Genomic DNA, 15,487 nt, shown 5'->3' with positions numbered 1-15,487 from the left:
CCAGCCTCTATCGTTCAGGCAACATCACACCCCTGTGGGAGATTCTATGGTTCCTGGCAAGGGTAGCCGCTGCATCTTCAGTGCCTGTGAGATTGAGCGCCGCGCGGGCGGCGCTCGCTCTAACAGGCGCTGCATACCTTGTGGCAAACACCTGTCAGCCCTGATGCGATCCCCGTGGGAGCTGGCTTGCCTGCGATAGGGCCGCACAGCGGCCCCGGCATTCTCAGCCCAAACGCCCCGCTGGGGCATAGGGCGCCGGGTCGATGATCGGTTCGGCACCGGTCAGCAAATCGGTGAACAGCTGGCACGAAGCCGGCGCCAGCACCAACCCGTTCCGGTAGTGCCCGCAGTTCAACCACAACCCCGCATGCCCCGGCACCGGCCCGATATACGGAATGCCCTCAGGCGACCCCGGCCGCAGCCCGGCCCAGTGCGCCACCACGGTGGCCCCTTCCAGCTCAGGCAACAACTCCACCGCCGAAGCCTTCAGGCTCTGCAGTGCATCCCCGGTGGGGGTCTTGTCATACCCGGCATGCTCAAGCGTACTGCCCACCAGAATGTGCCCATCACGCCGCGGGATCGCATAGCGCCCCTTGGCCAGCACCATGCTCGGCAGGAAGTCTTCGGCACATTTGAACAGAATCATCTGGCCCTTCACTGGCTCCACCGGCAGCGCCAGGCCAAGCGTACGCAACAGGTCGCCACTCCAGGCGCCAGCACTGAGCACCACCTCATCCGCCGCCAGCACACCGTCGGCCGTCTGCACCCCGGCCACACGCCCGCCTTGCTGGGCGAAACCGGTGATCTGGCAGTGCTCGCGCAAAGTCACGTTCGGCATCGCCAGCAACGCCGCCTTCAGCGATTTCACCAGGCGCGGGTTGCGCACATTGGCCACGCCCGCCATGTAGATGGCGCGCTTGAAACCCGGGCCCAGTACCGGCACCGCGTCATAGGCTGCCGAGATATCCACCGCACTCAACGGCCGCTGTTCGCGCTCGGCCCAGGCCAGCGCTTGAGCTTCGTCATCCAGGTCCAGCCAGTACAGGCCAGTGGTGTGCACTTCGGGGTCGACACCGGTGCTGGCGAACAAGCGTTCGCCCAACTGCGGATAAAAGTCCTGTGACCAGTGCGCCAGGGCAGTCACTGCCGGGCTGTAGCGCCACGGGTACAGCGGCGAAACGATGCCGCCACCGGCCCACGACGACTCACGGCCGACCTCGCCCTGATCGCACACCACCACATGGCCGACCTTGGCCGCCAGGTTGAACGCCGTCAACAGGCCGATCACCCCGCCGCCAACCACCACTACTTGCTTGCTCATCTGTCGATCCAACACCTGAAGTAAAACCGCGATGCGCCGGGCACCATTCAACCTTCAGCTCCCCCAGCAGTGCGCGCTGTGCTCAACGGCACCCAGGTTGCGCTGCACCCCTGCCTGGTCCAGCTGGAAGTCGCCACAGCCATCCTGCGCCATCAGCCCATGCGGCAAGCGCCGGGCGCGCAGCGTGAAGGTGTCGCTGTCGCGTTGCGCCTGCAGGCTGTAATGGCGGGTGCCGCCGGGCAGCGCCGGGTCGCCCTCGGCGTATTGGCCGGTGCGTACGCGGTGGCGCTCCAGGCGCAGGGCGGCATCGTGCAACAGGCCAACCACTTCGCTGCGCGCGGCTCGCCGAAGCTGGTCGCTGTAACTGGGGTAGGCAATGGCTGCCAGAATGCCGGTCACGGCCAGGACAATCAACAACTCCATCAGGCTCAAACCTTGCTGCATGTCAGTCTCCTCTCAGTCTCTGTCGCCAGGTGATGCGCTGGACTGTGCCGTCGGCTGCGGCGTAGACCGCCTCCAGTACATGCCTGGATTGGCTTTGCTTGCTGACGGCAGTAATGCGCAACAGGGTGACCGCCTGCCCTTCGGGCACGTGGGCAGCGCGCTGGCTGATGCCCAGGTTTTGTAGCTGGAAATAGCCGGTCGGAGTGGCTTGCCACTGGCCAGCCAGGTCGTGTGGCTGTGGTGGCGGCAGGCAGGCATTGCACGAGGGCGGCGGCGGGCCCTGTTCCAGCTTGCGCACCCCGGCCTGCAAGGCGGCCTCGGCCTCTTCCAGTGCGTGCAGGCCATCGCTCAGGTAACCATTCATACGCGTTTCGACCAGCGCGTCGCGCAGCGCCGATGCGGCCAGCAGGCCGAGCAGGAGGCTCAGGACCAAGGCCAACAGCAGCACCACACCCCGCTGGCGGCTCATGAAGCCGGTACCGGGTTGCGCAATGCCACGCTCAACGCGTGGTGCTGCTCAAGTTGCAGCGTGGGCTCATACAAGGTCAGCTGAATATCCACCCGCTCACCGGCAACCTGCACGATGCGCAGCTCCCGCACATGCTCGACCAGCGGCTGATTGTTGCCCCGGCGCTTGAAATACAGCCTGCCGCCGCTGTGCGCATAATGGTGATGGCTGATGGGCACCGCCATCTGTGTGGCGCTAGCCTGTGCCCGGCGGCTCAGCACCTTGACCTCGTCGATACAGTTGGTCAGCAAGGTCCAGTCCGGGTCGCCGGTATGCCCCGGCAACTCGGCGACCATCAGGCTCAAGCTGGACGGCCCCAGCTCCATTGGCCGGGCGAAGCCAGGCGGCACAGCCTGGGCCGGAAAGTCGCCAGGTTTCAGGCGCAAACAGCCAAACATGCCCGCCATGCGAATATCCTGGGCCATGCGCAGCAGCGCCTGGCGCGCCTCCCCTTGCATGCGCAGGGCGGCGCCTTGCAGCCGCCAGGCTTGGTGCACAGAGGCGAACAGCTGGCTGGCCGCCACCAGCACCATCAACCCGATGGTCAGCGCCAGCAGCAACTCAAGCAAACCAGCACCCGTTTGCCGGCGCCTCATCGCCGTGCCCTTTCAAGCTCACTGTGTGCCGCCATTGCCGCCTGCCCATCGCGGCGCGCACTGTCTGTGGCTTGCAAGGCCTGCAGTTGCAGCCCCGCAGCGGCGAACATGCCCACGGCCACGACCACCAACGCCAACAACACCTCCAGCAGCGTCATGCCCTTTTGCCATGCGTGCATCCCTGCACCTCCTGCGATTTTTCCCGCTATAGCCTTCAACTTGAGCGACTGGACCTCCTGGCCAGCCACCGAGAAGCTATTAGCGAAGCACTTCCTGGGAGGAATGCACGGTGAAGCAACGTGGGGTAACACTGATACAGATGTTGTCGGCCTTGGCTGTGGCGACGTTGCTGACGCAGATCGGCCTACCGGCCTACGCCAGGATGAGCGATGACCTGCAGCGGGCGGCGGTGGCGCGCGACTTGGCCCAGGCACTGCGTAGCGCCCGTAGCCACGCGCTGTTGCAGGGGCAACCGGTGCTGGTGCAGGCGCTGGATGGCAATTGGGGAAATGGTTGGCGTGTAGCCCTGGAGCACAACCGGCAAGTACTGCGTGAGCAGCGCCTGGCCAGGCCGCTGGTAATCGTCGGCAACAGCGACGAACAGTTCAAGTTCAGTGCCCTGGGTGTGCCAATGAAGCTGGGCAACGGCTGGTTCGCCATCACCCTGGAAGTGTGCGAGCGCTCGGCGGCCAGCAGCCGCCACCAAGTGGTGATGGCCTCTTCAGGGAGGGTCAACTTGCTGGCTGAGCACCGCGACAATCAGCGCTGCCCCGGCTAACGCGCTTATCGAGCAGCCTTGCGTCGCGCAAGGCCGCTCGTGCACCTAAGCCCTGGCCGGTCAGATCAGCGAGCGAACCCGCAGCTCTTTGGGCATCGAGAACGTGATGTTCTCTTCCCGCCCATCAAGCTCTTCAGCGCCGGTAGCCCCCCAGGCCTTGAGCTGTTCGATCACACCACGCACCAGCACTTCCGGGGCCGACGCACCGGCGGTGATGCCGATACGCGCAGCCTGGTCGAACCAGCCGCGTTGCAGGTCCTCGGCGCCATCGATCAGGTAGGCCGGGGTGCCCATGCGCTCGGCCAGCTCGCGCAGCCGGTTGGAGTTGGAGCTGTTCGGGCTGCCAACCACCAGCACTACGTCACTTTCATCGGCCAGTTGCTTGACGGCGTCCTGGCGGTTTTGCGTGGCGTAGCAAATGTCGTCCTTGCGCGGGCCACCAATGTTCGGGAAGCGCGCACGCAGGGCGTCGATCACACGGCTGGTGTCATCCATCGACAGGGTGGTCTGGGTGACGAAAGCCAGGTGGTCCGGGTCGCGCACCTGCAGCTTGGCCACGTCTTCCTCGTCTTCGACAAGGTAGATGGCGCCACCGTTGCTGGGGTCGTACTGGCCCATGGTGCCTTCGACTTCCGGGTGCCCTTCGTGGCCGATGAGAATGCACTCACGGCCATCGCGGCTGTACTTGGCGACTTCGATATGCACCTTGGTCACCAGTGGGCAAGTGGCATCGAACACTTTCAGGCCACGGCCAGCAGCTTCCTGGCGCACAGCCTGGGAAACACCGTGGGCACTGAAGATGACGATGACATCATCCGGCACCTGGTCCAGCTCCTCGACGAAGACGGCGCCACGGTTGCGCAGGTCTTCGACGACGAACTTGTTGTGCACCACTTCATGGCGCACGTAGATCGGCGGGCCGAAGACTTCCAGCGCGCGGTTGACGATCTCGATCGCCCGGTCGACCCCCGCGCAGAAGCCGCGAGGGTTGGCGAGTTTGATTTGCATGCTCGGCTCCAGGCTTACAGGGCCTTCACCTCGAGGATCTCCACCTCGAAGGTCAGGGTCTTGCCAGCCAGTGGGTGATTGAAGTCGATGGTCACCTGGTCGTCGTCGAACGCTTTGACCACCCCTGGCAGTTCGGCGTTGGCGGCGTCGTTGAAGATGATCAACAGCCCGTCGGACAGCTCCATGCCTTCGAAGTTGGACCGCGGCATGACTTGCACGTTTTGCGGGTTGGGCTGGCCGAAGGCATTTTCTGGCGCAACCTGCAGCGTACGCTTGTCACCGGCCTTGAAGCCGAACAGGGCGTTCTCGAAGCCCGGCAACAGGTTGCCATCGCCTACCTTGAAGGTTGCCGGGGCCTTGTCGAACGTGCTGTCTACGGTGTCGCCGTTTTCCAGGTGCAGCGCGAAGTGCAGGGTGACTTCGGTGTTCTGGCCGATACGGGTGTCAGTCATGGACCGGATCCTCGGACTTCTTGCTCTTGAACATATCCAGCGCCAGCATTACCGCACCAACGGTGATGGCGCTGTCGGCCACGTTGAAAGCCGGGAAGTAGTGGCGGTTCTGCCAGTGCACCAGGATGAAGTCGACCACATGGCCCAGCACGATGCGATCGTACAGGTTGCCGATCGCCCCACCGAGCACCAGCGCCAGCGCCACGGCCAGCCAGGTTTCATTGCGCCCCAGGCGCTTGAGCCACACCACCAGCACTGCGCTGACCACCACGGCGATCAGGGCGAACAACCAGCGCTGCCAGCCGGCGCCGTCGGCCAGGAAGCTGAACGCGGCTCCGGTGTTGTAGGCCAGGGTCCAGCTGAAGTAGTCAGGTATGACGACGATCTGCTGGTACATGGTCAGGGCGTTGTTGAAATACAGCTTGGTGGCCTGGTCGATGACCAGGACCAGCAAGCTCAGCCACAGCCATGCGAGGCGCCCGAAGCGGCCCGCTGCAGGGTTAGGCATAGTGGCGCACCTCACCCGAGCCGGTCAGGTTGTCGACGCAACGGCTGCAGATTTCCGGGTGCTCCGGGTGGCTGCCAACGTCGGCACGGAAGTGCCAGCAACGGCCGCACTTGGCGTGGCCGGACTTGACCACCTGCAGTTTCAGGCCCTCGACTTCGGTGGCAACCGCTTCGGCAGGCGCCTGGGCAAATGGCACCACGCTGGCAGCGGAGGTGATCAGCACAAAGCGCAGCTCGTCGCCCAGCTTGCCCAGGTCGGCGCTCAGGCCCTCATCGGCGTACAGGGTCACTTCAGCCTGCAGGTTGCCGCCGATGACTTTGGCGGTACGCTGGTTTTCCAGCTCCTTGTTGACCGAGGCCTTCACCGCCATGACGCGGTCCCAGTAGCCACGGTCCAGCTCGGTGCCTTCCGGCAGCTCGCTCAGGCCCTGGTACCAGCCATTGAGCATGACCGACTCGTTGCGCTCGCCCGGCAGGTACTGCCAGATTTCGTCGGCGGTGAACGCCAGGATCGGTGCGATCCAGCGCACCAGCGCTTCGCTGATGTGATACAGCGCAGTCTGGCAGGAACGGCGGGCGACACTGTTGGCGCCGGTGGTGTACTGGCGGTCCTTGATGATGTCGAGGTAGAAGCCGCCCAGCTCCTGCACGCAGAAGTTGTGCACCTTGGAGTACACGTTCCAGAAACGGTACTCGCTGTAGTGCTCTTCGAGTTCGCGTTGCAGCAACAAGGTGCGGTCCACGGCCCAGCGGTCCAGCGCCAACATGTCTTGCGGGGCCAGCAGGTCGCGGGCCGGGTCGAAACCGGACAGGTTCGAGAGCAGGAAGCGTGCGGTATTGCGGATACGCCGGTAGGCGTCGGCGCTGCGCTGCAGGATCTGCTCGGAAACGGCCATTTCACCGGAATAGTCGGTAGCCGAAACCCACAGGCGCAGGATGTCGGCGCCCAAGGTGTTGTTGACCTTCTCCGGCTCGATGGTGTTGCCCAGCGACTTGGACATCTTGCGGCCGTTTTCGTCCACGGTGAAGCCGTGGGTCAGCAGCTCGCGGTACGGCGCATGGTTGTCGATGGCGCAACCGGTCAGCAAGGACGAGTGGAACCAGCCGCGGTGCTGGTCGGAGCCTTCCAGGTACAGGTCGGCGCGCGGGCCGGTGGCGTGGCCGATGTTGTGGGAGCCACGCAGCACGTGCCAGTGGGTGGTGCCCGAATCGAACCACACGTCGAGGGTGTCGGCGATCTTGTCGTACTGCTCGGCTTCAGCGCCCAGCAGTTCGGCAGCGTCCAGCTTGAACCAGGCTTCGATGCCCTGCTGCTCGACGCGCTTGGCCACTTCTTCCATCAGTTCGACGGTGCGCGGGTGCAGCTCGCCGGTCTGCTTGTGCAGGAAGAACGGAATCGGTACGCCCCAGTTGCGCTGACGCGAAATGCACCAGTCTGGGCGGTTGGCGATCATCGCGTGCAGGCGTGCCTGGCCCCAGGCCGGAACGAACTTGGTTTGCTCGATGGCTTTCAGCGCGCGCTCACGCAGCGGCTCGCCGGTAGTCGGCTGCTTGTCCATACCCACGAACCACTGCGCGGTAGCGCGGTAGATCAGTGGGGTTTTATGGCGCCAGCAGTGCATATAGCTGTGGCTGATGGTTTCGGTGTGCATCAGCGCACCGACTTCACCGAGTTTCTCGACGATGGCCGGGTTGGCCTTCCAGATGAACTGGCCGCCGAAGAATGGCAGCGACTCGACATACACACCGTTGCTCTGCACCGGGGTAAGGATGTCATCGTTGACCATGCCGTAACGCTTGCAGGTGACGAAGTCGTCTTCACCGTAGGCTGGCGCGGAGTGCACCACCCCGGTACCGGCGCCCAGCTCGACGTAGTCGGCCAGGTACACCGGCGACAGGCGGTCGTAGAGCGGGTGACGGAAGTTGACCAGCTCCAGCGCCGCGCCTTGGGCGGTAGCGATGACCGAGCCTTCCAGGTTGTAACGCTTGAGGCACGACTCGACCAGCTCTTCAGCCAGCACCAGCAGGCGCTCACCGGTGTCGACCAGGGCGTAGGTGAACTCGGGATGGATGTTCAACGCCTGGTTGGCTGGAATGGTCCACGGGGTGGTGGTCCAGATCACGATGGCGGCAGGCTTGGCCAGCGACGCCAGGCCGAAGGCGGCAGCCAGCTTGGCTTCGTCGGCAACCGGGAAGGCCACGTCGATGGTCTGGGATTTTTTATCGGCGTACTCGACTTCCGCCTCAGCCAGCGCCGAACCGCAGTCGAAGCACCAGTTCACCGGTTTCAGGCCCTTGAACACGAAACCTTGCTTGACCATTTCGGCCAGGGCACGGATTTCACCCGCCTCGTTGGCGAAGTTCATGGTCTTGTACGGGTTGTCCCAGTCACCCAGCACGCCCAGGCGAATGAACTCGGTCTTCTGCCCTTCGATCTGCTCGGCAGCATACTCGCGGCACAGCTCGCGGGTGCGGTCGGCCGACAGGTGCTTGCCGTGGGTAACTTCGACCTTGTGCTCGATCGGCAGGCCATGGCAGTCCCAACCCGGCACGTACGGCGCGTCGAAACCGGCCAGGGTCTTGGAACGGACGATCATGTCCTTGAGGATTTTGTTCAGCGCATGACCGATGTGAATCTTGCCGTTGGCATAGGGCGGGCCGTCGTGCAGGACGAACTTTGGACGATCCTTGCCAATTTCGCGCAGCTTCTGGTACAGGCCAATGCTGTCCCAGCGCTGCAGGATCTGCGGTTCGCGCTGAGGCAGGCCGGCCTTCATGGGGAAGGCGGTGTCCGGAAGGTTAAGCGTGGCTTTGTAGTCGGTCATTTCAGGCTCTTCGTTAGCGGTTGAGCGTGCCAATGTGCACGTGCGGCGGCGATATCCGCATCGATCGCCGACTTCAGCGCCTCCAGGGAGGCGAATCGCTGCTCTTCACGCAGCTTGTGGTGGAACTCCACCGTAAGGCGCCGGCCGTAAAGGTCGCCGGCATAGTCAAGCAGATGAATTTCCAGGTGCGGGCGCCCATCACCGGCAACGGTGGGGCGCACGCCAATGTTGCCGACACCCGGCCAGGCCTTGCCGTCGATTTCGATGCTGGCCAGGTAGACCCCGGACAGCGGTACGCGGCGGCGCTTGAGCTGGATGTTGGCAGTGGGCGTGCCAAGCTGGCGAGCCAGCTTCTGGCCGTGCAACACACGGCCGGTAATGCGGTACGGGCGGCCCAGCAGGTGCTCGGCCAGCTCGAAGTTGCCGTCGGCCAAGGCCTGGCGCACTTCGGTGCTGCTGACCCGCAGGCCGTCCTGAATCACGGTGTTGGCAGCTTCGACGGTAAAGCCATATTGCTTGCCGGCCTCGACCAGGAAGGCGAAGTCGCCGGCGCGGTCGCAGCCAAAGCGGAAATCGTCGCCCACTTCGAGGTGACGCACGCCCAGGCCATCGACCAGGATGGTCTTGACGAACGCACCGGCGCCGAGCTTGCTCAGGCGCTGGTTGAAGGCCAGGCACAGCACCCGGTCGATGCCTTCGGCGGCCAGCAGCTCGAGCTTGTCGCGCAGGCGGGCCAGGCGCGCAGGTGCGGTATCGGGCGCGAAGTACTCGCGCGGTTGCGGTTCGAAGACCACCACGCAGGTCGGCAGGCCCAAGGCCTGGCCGCGCTCGCGCAGGCGCGCCAGGATTGCCTGGTGGCCACGGTGAACCCCGTCGAAGTTGCCAATGGTGGCGACACAGCCCCGGTGCTCGGGGCGCAGGTTGTGAAGACCTCGAACCAGCTGCATAACGCGCTTCTTGCTCATAAAGTGGCCGATTATAACCACACCCGGGCGCCGGTGACAGGCAGCAGCGCCCAGGGGCGGCGTGGAATGCGAAAAACCGACGCCTGACCCGCAGGTAGCCCTAGTGCAAGGCCTTGCGAGCGAAATGCCGGGGGCGGAAACCGCACAGGAACAAACAGCCGAAATAGGTCACGACCCCCGCCACGATCAGCACGCCGAGGCGCATGAAGCGCTGCAGCATGATGCCCTGCTCCCAGGCCGGCATGTAGTGCATGCCCACCAGCAGCACTGCCGACATCAGCGCCACGGCCAGCACCAGCTTGGCCAGGAACATCGCCCAGCCCGGCTGCGGCTCGAACAGGCGCTGACTGCGCAGCTTCCAGAACAGCAAACCGGCATTCAGGCAGGCACCCAGGCTGATGGCCAAGGCCAGCCCGGCATGCGCCAGCGGGCCGACCAGGGCCAGGTTGAACAGCTGGGTGCAGACCAGGGTGAAGACCGCGATCTTCACCGGCGTGCGGATATTCTGCTGCGCATAAAAGCCGGGTGCCAGTACCTTGACCAGAATGATCGCCAGCAAGCCCACCGAATAGGCCATCAGCGCCCGCTGGGTCATGGCGGCATCGAACGCGCTGAACTTGCCATACTGAAACAGCGCCACGGTCAGCGGCTCGGCCAGAATGGCCAGTGCCAGGGTGCACGGCAACACCAGCAGGAAGCACAGGCGCAGGCCCCAGTCGAGGATCCGCGAATACTCCTCGCGGTCCTTGTTGGCGTAGGTTTTGGCCAGGGTCGGCAGCAGGATGGTACCCAAGGCCACGCCCAGCACGCCGGAAGGCAGCTCCATCAGGCGGTCGGCGTAATACATCCAGGATACCGAGCCAGCCACCAGGAACGAGGCGAAGATGGTGTTGATGATCAGCGAGATCTGGCTCACCGACACCCCGAGAATGGCCGGCAGCATCTGCTTGAGCACCCGCCACACGCCGGTATCGCGCAGGTTCAGGCGGGGCAGCACGAGCATGCCGATCTTCTTCAGCGCCGGCAACTGGTACAACAGTTGCGCCAGGCCACCGGCCAGTACGCCCCAGGCCAGGGCCATGATCGGCGGGTTGAAGTACGGCGTGAGCAGCACCGCGAAGGCGATCATCGCCACGTTGAGCAAGGTCGGGGTAAAGGCCGGTACCGAGAAACGGTTCCAGGTATTGAGGATCGCCCCGGCCAGGGACGACAGGGAGATCAGCAATATATAAGGAAAGGTCACCCGCAACAGGGCAGTGGTCAGTTCGTACTTTTCCGTGCTGTCGACAAACCCCGGGGCCGTGGCCCACACCACCCAGGGTGCCGCCAGGATGCCGATGGCGGTCACCAGCGCCAGGACCAGGGTGAGCAAACCGGTGATATAGGCAACGAAAGTGCGGGTCGCCTCCTCGCCTTGCTGCGTCTTGTATTCGGCCAGGATCGGCACGAAGGCCTGGGAGAATGCACCTTCGGCGAAAATGCGCCGCAGCAGGTTGGGCAACTTGAAAGCGATGAAGAAAGCGTCGGTGGCAATGCCGGCACCGAAGATACGCGCCAGAATGGTGTCGCGAATGAAGCCCAGCACCCGCGAAATCATGGTGATCGAGCTTACTGCAGCCAGGGATTTGAGCAGGTTCATCGAAAAGATTCACGCCATTGACAGAGGACGCTGCCAGACAGCATCCGAATGTGCGATACTCCCGCGCCTTCGCAGGGGAGCCAAAAATTCCCGAGTGTACAGGTCGCGCAGCAGAAAGGAATCTTTCCCGCTTGTTGGCGCACCGCTCGGCGGAACCTTGCAGGTGGCCTTGACATCCGCTCGACTGATCGGCATGATTCGCGGCCTATTTTGTTTGCTATTTACCTAAAGTCTTTCGAGGAGCTCGACGGTGGCCAACACACCTTCCGCCAAGAAACGTGCAAAACAGGCTGAGAAGCGTCGCAGCCACAACGCCAGCCTGCGTTCCATGGTCCGCACCTACATCAAGAATGTAGTTAAAGCCATTGACGCAAAAGACGCTGAAAAAGCACAAGCCGCTTATGTTCTGGCTGTACCTGTAATCGACCGCATGGCCGACAAAGGTATCATCCACAAGAACAAGGCTGCTCGTCACAAAGGCCGTCTGAATGGCCACATCAAGGCGCTGAAAGAAGCTGCAGCTGCCTAAGCGACGTTAAAGTCGAAAAGCCGACCCTAGGGTCGGCTTTTTGTTGCCTGCGATTTGGGCATGCGCCAAGGTGTAACCGCAATTTTGCAGGAGCGGCCTTGGTCGCCACCGGGCTGCAAAGCAGCCCCAGTGACTGTGTTTGCCTGCTGTTACTTGCCTAGCTGAATCTTCGGCGCCCATTGCAGCCACTCGTCCTCGGCCTTGTCGAACAAGGCGAAGGTCTGCTGCGGCCTGGCCGGGTTGCCCATCCGCTCGCCGTCCGGCGTCGCGAAGGCGATGCCACCATCGATCACGGTTTCCAGCGACTCGGTACGCACGGTCGCGCCTTTGAACAGCCCCCAGTCGAAGCCGAAGCCGCTGGTGTTCCAGAAACGGCTGCCACTGCGCACCAGCGCGGCATAACGCGGCTCGATCAGGATATGGATCAGCACGCGGTCAGCACTCTGCCCAAGCTCGAAGCCTGTCACTTTACCCACCGCTACCTCGCGGTATGTAACCGGTACCCCAGGCTTGATCGAGCCACGGCGTGGTGCACTGAGGGTCAACGGCAGGCCGACCTCTGGCCCTGCCACCTGCGGCGCCTCGGGCAGCGCAATGAAGTCACTTTGCGGCCCGCGGTCTTTGGTGGCCGGCTGCACCTCCAGGTACTGGCCGGTCACCAGGGTATCCAGGTTCTCAGTGCGCACCAGGCCAAACGCAGGTTTGACTACCCAGAACTGCGTCCCGGCCCGGGCGATGCGATTCGCCGCTTCGGTGATACGCGCCCGCAGCAGCACCGCCTGCAGGTCATTGGTCAAGTCGACGCTCTCGATGCTGCCCACATCCAGGCCCCGGAAGCGAATCGCTGTGCCTGGCTTCAGGCCATCCGCGCGGTCGACACGGATGGTGATCAAGGTGCCCGCACGGTTCACCGCCTCTTGGCTCTCGTGCAGCCGGAAGCGCGGAATGTGCCGCTTAAGCGGAACATCCGCACGCGGCGTGTCGAAGGCAATGCCACCGGCCATCAGCGTTTGCAGTGACTCGCTCTTCACCTTGATGCCCGACAAACCGCCAGTCAGGGTAATACCGCTGGCGTTCCAGAAGCGCGACGAACCGTTGACCAGTTTTTCGTATTCTTTCTCGATGTGCACACCAATGAGGATGCGGTTACTGTTGCGGGCGAACTGATAGCTTTGCACGCTCCCCACTTTGACCTGGCGATACATCACCGGGCTGCCGACCTCCAGCGAGCCGAGGGTGTCGGCGAACAGCACCATGTGCAGGCCAGGCGCCTTGAGGTCCAGCGGCGGCGCCTTGGCACGCGCCTCGAACTCGCGCTCTGGCCGCGCGCCCTTTTCGCCGGGGCGAATGGCGATGTAGTTACCTTTTACCAGCGCCTCCAGCCCCGTGATACCCGCCAGGGAAATCGAAGGCTTGACCACCCAGAACTGGGTCCCTTCCACCAGGTAGTCCTCGGTGAGCGGGTCCAGTGTCAGCTCGGCCGAAGCGCTGGCCAGGTTGTCTTCCATCTTCAGCGTTTTCAGCGAGCCAACCTGGATGCCTTTGTACATGACCGGGGTACGGCCCGCCTGCAGGCCTTCGTAATCGGTGAGCTTGACCTTGACCCGGATCCCCGCCTGAGCTGCATCGAAGTCTTCATACAGGCGAAAAGGCAGGCTGGGGTCGGTTGGCGGGCTGTCTTTACGATACTCCGGGGTTGCAAAGGCAATACCACCGGCAACGATGCTCGACAGCGACTCGCTACGCACTTTTACACCCGAAAGCGAAGCGTCGATGCTTACCCCGCTGGCATTCCAGAAGCGCGTGTGTTTGCGCACCAGGCTGGCGTAAGCCGGCTCGATGAATACTTTGACCTCCACCGTGCTCTGGTCTTCGGACAGGCGATAACTCTTCACCCGGCCGACCTGGATCTGTTTATAGAACACTGGGCTGTCACGGTTGAGCGAACCTAGCCGTTCAGCCTTGAGTACAAGATGCAGGCCAGGTTCGCTGTCCGACAGCGGCGGCGCCACCTTCAGCGCGGTAAAGCGCTTGGTAGGCTCACCTTCGCCCGGGCTGACTGCGATGTAGTTACCAGACACCAGGGTCTCCAGGCCTGAAATGCCCGCCAGGGTGACACTGGGCTTCACCAGCCAGAAGCGCGTCCCCTTGGTCAGATGCGGCTCGGCATCCTTGTTCATTTCGATCGTGGCGATAACACCCTGGTTCTCACCCTCGGCATCGAGCACCAGGCTCTTGACCTTGCCAACCGGCATCCCTTTGTAGATCACCTCGGTCTTGTTGGCGACGATCCCGTCGCCCGACTCGAAGCGCACTTCAATCTCCACACCGGCTTGGCGGTAAGCCTGCCAAGCGAGCCAACCACCGATCATCAAGGCGATCAAAGGCAGGATCCAGATGGCCGACCAGTTCGAGGCTGGGCGGGTTTTAGCCGTTGGCAGGTCACTCATGGTCGTCATCCGACTCCGTGTTATCCCAAATCAGTCGGGGATCGAAAGTTAAAGCAGCAAACATTGTCAGGATCACCACAGTTGCGAAGGCGACGGCGCCCAAATTGGCTTCGACACTGGCTATTCGGCCGAAATTCACCACTGCCACGAGAATGGCAATGACGAAGATATCCAGCATGGACCAGCGCCCGATGAATTCGATGAAGCGGTACATGAATATCCGTTGCCGGGCCGAAAGCGGCTGCCGCCGTTGTACGGAGTACAGCAGCAAACCGATGCCTACCAGCTTGAAGGTCGGCACCAGGATGCTGGCAATGAACACCACTGCAGCGATCGGCACCATGCCGTGCTTGAGCAAGGTAATGACCCCGGACATGATCGTGTCCGGGCTGCCTTGGCCGAGGGTACTCACGGTCATGATGGGCAACACGTTGGCCGGAATGTACAGAATCGACGCGGCAATCAGCAGCGCCCAGGTGCGCATGATGCTGTTCGGACGCCGCGCATGCACTACAGCGCCACAACGTGTGCAGCTTTGCGATTTACTGTCCGGCGCCTGCCGGTTCAGCTCATGGCATTCATTGCAGACCAGAATGCCCGCATCAATCGCCCGCATGCAGGTCCTCCCCCGATAGCGCACTCCAGATCTGGTGCGGTGACATCACCACTTCCAGCCAAACCTGGATCAACAACAGGCTGATAAAACAGAACAACCCCAACCCTACGGTCAATTCAGCCAGGTCGACCAGCTTGACGATGGCCACCAGTACACCCATGAAATAGACCTCGAGCATGCCCCAATCGCGCAGGTGGTGATAGATACGGTAGAACAGCAGGCCCAAACCGCGCCCCACGTTCAGGCGAATACTCAGCAATACAGCCAGTTGGCACAGCAACTTGGTTAGTGGAATAGCCATGCTGCAAAGGAAAACCACCACCGCCACGCCACGCATTTCCGAGTTGTACAGGCCTAGCACACCACTCCAGACAGTATCGTCAGACGTTTGGCCAAGCAGGTGCAGCTGCATGATGGGCAGAAAATTGGCTGGCACGAACAGCAACAAGGCCGTCAGTACCAGGGCCAGGCTGCGATTGACCACATTGTGCCGGTGAGCATACAGCTCGTAACCGCAGCGCGGGCAGAGGGCCTTTTCACCATGTTGCAGCACGGGCTTGCGCAGCAGCAGGTCGCATTCGTGGCAGGCCACGAGCTCTTCCAGCGGCAACCGGGCCAGCGATTCAGGTTCAACGGGATTGGACATAGAGTGCTTCTGAATAGGTGCGTGGGCCTATTCTAGTGTTCTGGCTCGAATTGTGGGAGCCGGCGTGCCGGTGAAGCGCACCGCGCGGTGAATGGCACCGGCTGCGCCGGTGTTCGCGGGCACGCCCGCTCCCACAGTGATGGTGCCGGGGATTATTTTTGGCCCACAAAGACAAAACCCCTACCTGCATGCGCAGATAGGGG

At 62.8% G+C, this 15,487-nt stretch carries 16 protein-coding genes; 2 read left to right on the top strand and 14 right to left on the bottom strand.

Translation table 11 applies throughout. From position 1 onward, the window contains the following. Positions 1 to 223: 223 nt before the first annotated feature. Genes thiO through GYA94_RS21520 form a run of 5 tightly spaced genes read right to left on the bottom strand, consistent with a single transcriptional unit; the run spans position 224 to position 3,048 of the window. Complete coding sequence (thiO, locus tag GYA94_RS21540) at positions 224 to 1,321, bottom strand: glycine oxidase ThiO (RefSeq protein ID WP_161893066.1); 1,098 nt, start codon at positions 1,319 to 1,321, stop codon at positions 224 to 226. 54 nt (positions 1,322 to 1,375) lie between these two features. After that, positions 1,376 to 1,765, bottom strand: a complete 390-nt coding sequence (locus GYA94_RS21535) for a type IV pilin protein (RefSeq protein WP_110679451.1) — start codon at positions 1,763 to 1,765, stop codon at positions 1,376 to 1,378. Position 1,766: 1 nt separating this feature from the next. Continuing rightward, positions 1,767 to 2,234, bottom strand: a complete 468-nt coding sequence (locus GYA94_RS21530) for a hypothetical protein (RefSeq protein ID WP_161893065.1) — start codon at positions 2,232 to 2,234, stop codon at positions 1,767 to 1,769. Further along, positions 2,231 to 2,869 carry a PilW family protein gene (locus tag GYA94_RS21525; protein ID WP_110679453.1) on the bottom strand — a complete coding sequence of 213 codons (639 nt, stop codon included), beginning with the start codon at positions 2,867 to 2,869 and terminating at the stop codon, positions 2,231 to 2,233. The genes GYA94_RS21530 and GYA94_RS21525 overlap by 4 nt, the downstream gene beginning before the upstream one ends. Next, complete coding sequence (locus tag GYA94_RS21520) at positions 2,866 to 3,048, bottom strand: prepilin-type N-terminal cleavage/methylation domain-containing protein (protein WP_161893064.1); 183 nt, start codon at positions 3,046 to 3,048, stop codon at positions 2,866 to 2,868. The genes GYA94_RS21525 and GYA94_RS21520 overlap by 4 nt, the downstream gene beginning before the upstream one ends. Positions 3,049 to 3,158: 110 nt before the next feature. On the opposite strand from GYA94_RS21520, the gene GYA94_RS21515 reads away from it, so the two are divergent. Further along, positions 3,159 to 3,647, top strand: a complete 489-nt coding sequence (locus GYA94_RS21515; RefSeq protein ID WP_029886697.1) for a GspH/FimT family pseudopilin — start codon at positions 3,159 to 3,161, stop codon at positions 3,645 to 3,647. A gap of 60 nt (positions 3,648 to 3,707) precedes the next feature. Here GYA94_RS21515 and ispH read toward each other — a convergent pair whose 3' ends face one another. From ispH to murJ, 6 genes are all read right to left on the bottom strand, one after another. Further along, entirely contained in the window at positions 3,708 to 4,655 is a 948-nt protein-coding gene (ispH, locus tag GYA94_RS21510; protein WP_029886696.1) for a 4-hydroxy-3-methylbut-2-enyl diphosphate reductase, read from the bottom strand. A gap of 14 nt (positions 4,656 to 4,669) precedes the next feature. Then, entirely contained in the window at positions 4,670 to 5,107 is a 438-nt protein-coding gene (fkpB, locus tag GYA94_RS21505) for an FKBP-type peptidyl-prolyl cis-trans isomerase (protein WP_009682083.1), read from the bottom strand. Further along, the gene (gene lspA / locus GYA94_RS21500; RefSeq protein ID WP_003247609.1) at positions 5,100 to 5,615 is read right to left on the bottom strand and encodes a signal peptidase II; all 516 of its coding nucleotides are present in this window, start codon (positions 5,613 to 5,615) and stop codon (positions 5,100 to 5,102) included. Before lspA ends, fkpB begins: the two co-directional genes overlap by 8 nt. After that, positions 5,608 to 8,439: an isoleucine--tRNA ligase gene (gene ileS, locus GYA94_RS21495; protein ID WP_054906125.1), complete on the bottom strand. Its 2,832-nt coding sequence runs from the start codon at positions 8,437 to 8,439 to the stop codon at positions 5,608 to 5,610. The genes lspA and ileS overlap by 8 nt, the downstream gene beginning before the upstream one ends. Further along, positions 8,436 to 9,386: a bifunctional riboflavin kinase/FAD synthetase gene (gene ribF / locus GYA94_RS21490; protein ID WP_110679455.1), complete on the bottom strand. Its 951-nt coding sequence runs from the start codon at positions 9,384 to 9,386 to the stop codon at positions 8,436 to 8,438. Before ribF ends, ileS begins: the two co-directional genes overlap by 4 nt. A gap of 118 nt (positions 9,387 to 9,504) precedes the next feature. Beyond that, positions 9,505 to 11,043, bottom strand: coding sequence for a murein biosynthesis integral membrane protein MurJ (gene murJ / locus GYA94_RS21485; RefSeq protein WP_009682080.1), 1,539 nt, complete (start codon positions 11,041 to 11,043; stop codon positions 9,505 to 9,507). 250 nt (positions 11,044 to 11,293) lie between these two features. Between murJ and rpsT the strand changes: the two genes are divergently transcribed. Continuing rightward, positions 11,294 to 11,572 carry a 30S ribosomal protein S20 gene (rpsT, locus tag GYA94_RS21480; RefSeq protein WP_003247625.1) on the top strand — a complete coding sequence of 93 codons (279 nt, stop codon included), beginning with the start codon at positions 11,294 to 11,296 and terminating at the stop codon, positions 11,570 to 11,572. Between the two features lie 149 nt (positions 11,573 to 11,721). Here the strand turns inward: rpsT and GYA94_RS21475 are convergent, their stop codons facing one another. The 3 genes from GYA94_RS21475 to GYA94_RS21465 are packed head-to-tail and all read right to left on the bottom strand — an operon-like array spanning position 11,722 to position 15,284. Continuing rightward, entirely contained in the window at positions 11,722 to 14,022 is a 2,301-nt protein-coding gene (locus GYA94_RS21475; RefSeq protein WP_110679456.1) for a PqiB family protein, read from the bottom strand. Then, a complete protein-coding gene (locus GYA94_RS21470) occupies positions 14,015 to 14,638 on the bottom strand; it encodes a paraquat-inducible protein A (protein ID WP_009682078.1) in 624 nt (207 codons plus the stop codon). The genes GYA94_RS21475 and GYA94_RS21470 overlap by 8 nt, the downstream gene beginning before the upstream one ends. After that, positions 14,625 to 15,284, bottom strand: coding sequence for a paraquat-inducible protein A (locus GYA94_RS21465; protein WP_009682077.1), 660 nt, complete (start codon positions 15,282 to 15,284; stop codon positions 14,625 to 14,627). Before GYA94_RS21465 ends, GYA94_RS21470 begins: the two co-directional genes overlap by 14 nt. Positions 15,285 to 15,487: the final 203 nt, after the last annotated feature.

Source organism: Pseudomonas juntendi, from assembly GCF_009932375.1.
Lineage (GTDB): Bacteria > Pseudomonadota > Gammaproteobacteria > Pseudomonadales > Pseudomonadaceae > Aquipseudomonas > Aquipseudomonas juntendi.
Note: the sequence above shows the minus strand (reverse complement) of the source record. Positions and strands in the feature narration are given on the sequence as shown.

Excerpts from the sequence above, each read along its gene's own strand:
- GYA94_RS21530 (WP_161893065.1), bottom strand. The coding sequence starts at position 2,234 with ATGAGCCGCCAGCGGGGTGTGGTGCTGCTGTTGGCCTTGGTCCTGAGC.
- GYA94_RS21475 (WP_110679456.1), bottom strand. The coding sequence starts at position 14,022 with ATGAGTGACCTGCCAACGGCTAAAACCCGCCCAGCCTCGAACTGGTCG.
- GYA94_RS21465 (WP_009682077.1), bottom strand. The coding sequence starts at position 15,284 with ATGTCCAATCCCGTTGAACCTGAATCGCTGGCCCGGTTGCCGCTGGAA.
- GYA94_RS21535 (WP_110679451.1), bottom strand. The coding sequence starts at position 1,765 with ATGCAGCAAGGTTTGAGCCTGATGGAGTTGTTGATTGTCCTGGCCGTG.
- ileS (WP_054906125.1), bottom strand. The coding sequence starts at position 8,439 with ATGACCGACTACAAAGCCACGCTTAACCTTCCGGACACCGCCTTCCCC.
- fkpB (WP_009682083.1), bottom strand. The coding sequence starts at position 5,107 with ATGACTGACACCCGTATCGGCCAGAACACCGAAGTCACCCTGCACTTC.
- ribF (WP_110679455.1), bottom strand. The coding sequence starts at position 9,386 with ATGCAGCTGGTTCGAGGTCTTCACAACCTGCGCCCCGAGCACCGGGGC.
- GYA94_RS21520 (WP_161893064.1), bottom strand. The coding sequence starts at position 3,048 with ATGCACGCATGGCAAAAGGGCATGACGCTGCTGGAGGTGTTGTTGGCG.
- murJ (WP_009682080.1), bottom strand. The coding sequence starts at position 11,043 with ATGAACCTGCTCAAATCCCTGGCTGCAGTAAGCTCGATCACCATGATT.
- lspA (WP_003247609.1), bottom strand. The coding sequence starts at position 5,615 with ATGCCTAACCCTGCAGCGGGCCGCTTCGGGCGCCTCGCATGGCTGTGG.
- thiO (WP_161893066.1), bottom strand. The coding sequence starts at position 1,321 with ATGAGCAAGCAAGTAGTGGTGGTTGGCGGCGGGGTGATCGGCCTGTTG.
- GYA94_RS21470 (WP_009682078.1), bottom strand. The coding sequence starts at position 14,638 with ATGCGGGCGATTGATGCGGGCATTCTGGTCTGCAATGAATGCCATGAG.
- GYA94_RS21525 (WP_110679453.1), bottom strand. The coding sequence starts at position 2,869 with ATGAGGCGCCGGCAAACGGGTGCTGGTTTGCTTGAGTTGCTGCTGGCG.
- ispH (WP_029886696.1), bottom strand. The coding sequence starts at position 4,655 with ATGCAAATCAAACTCGCCAACCCTCGCGGCTTCTGCGCGGGGGTCGAC.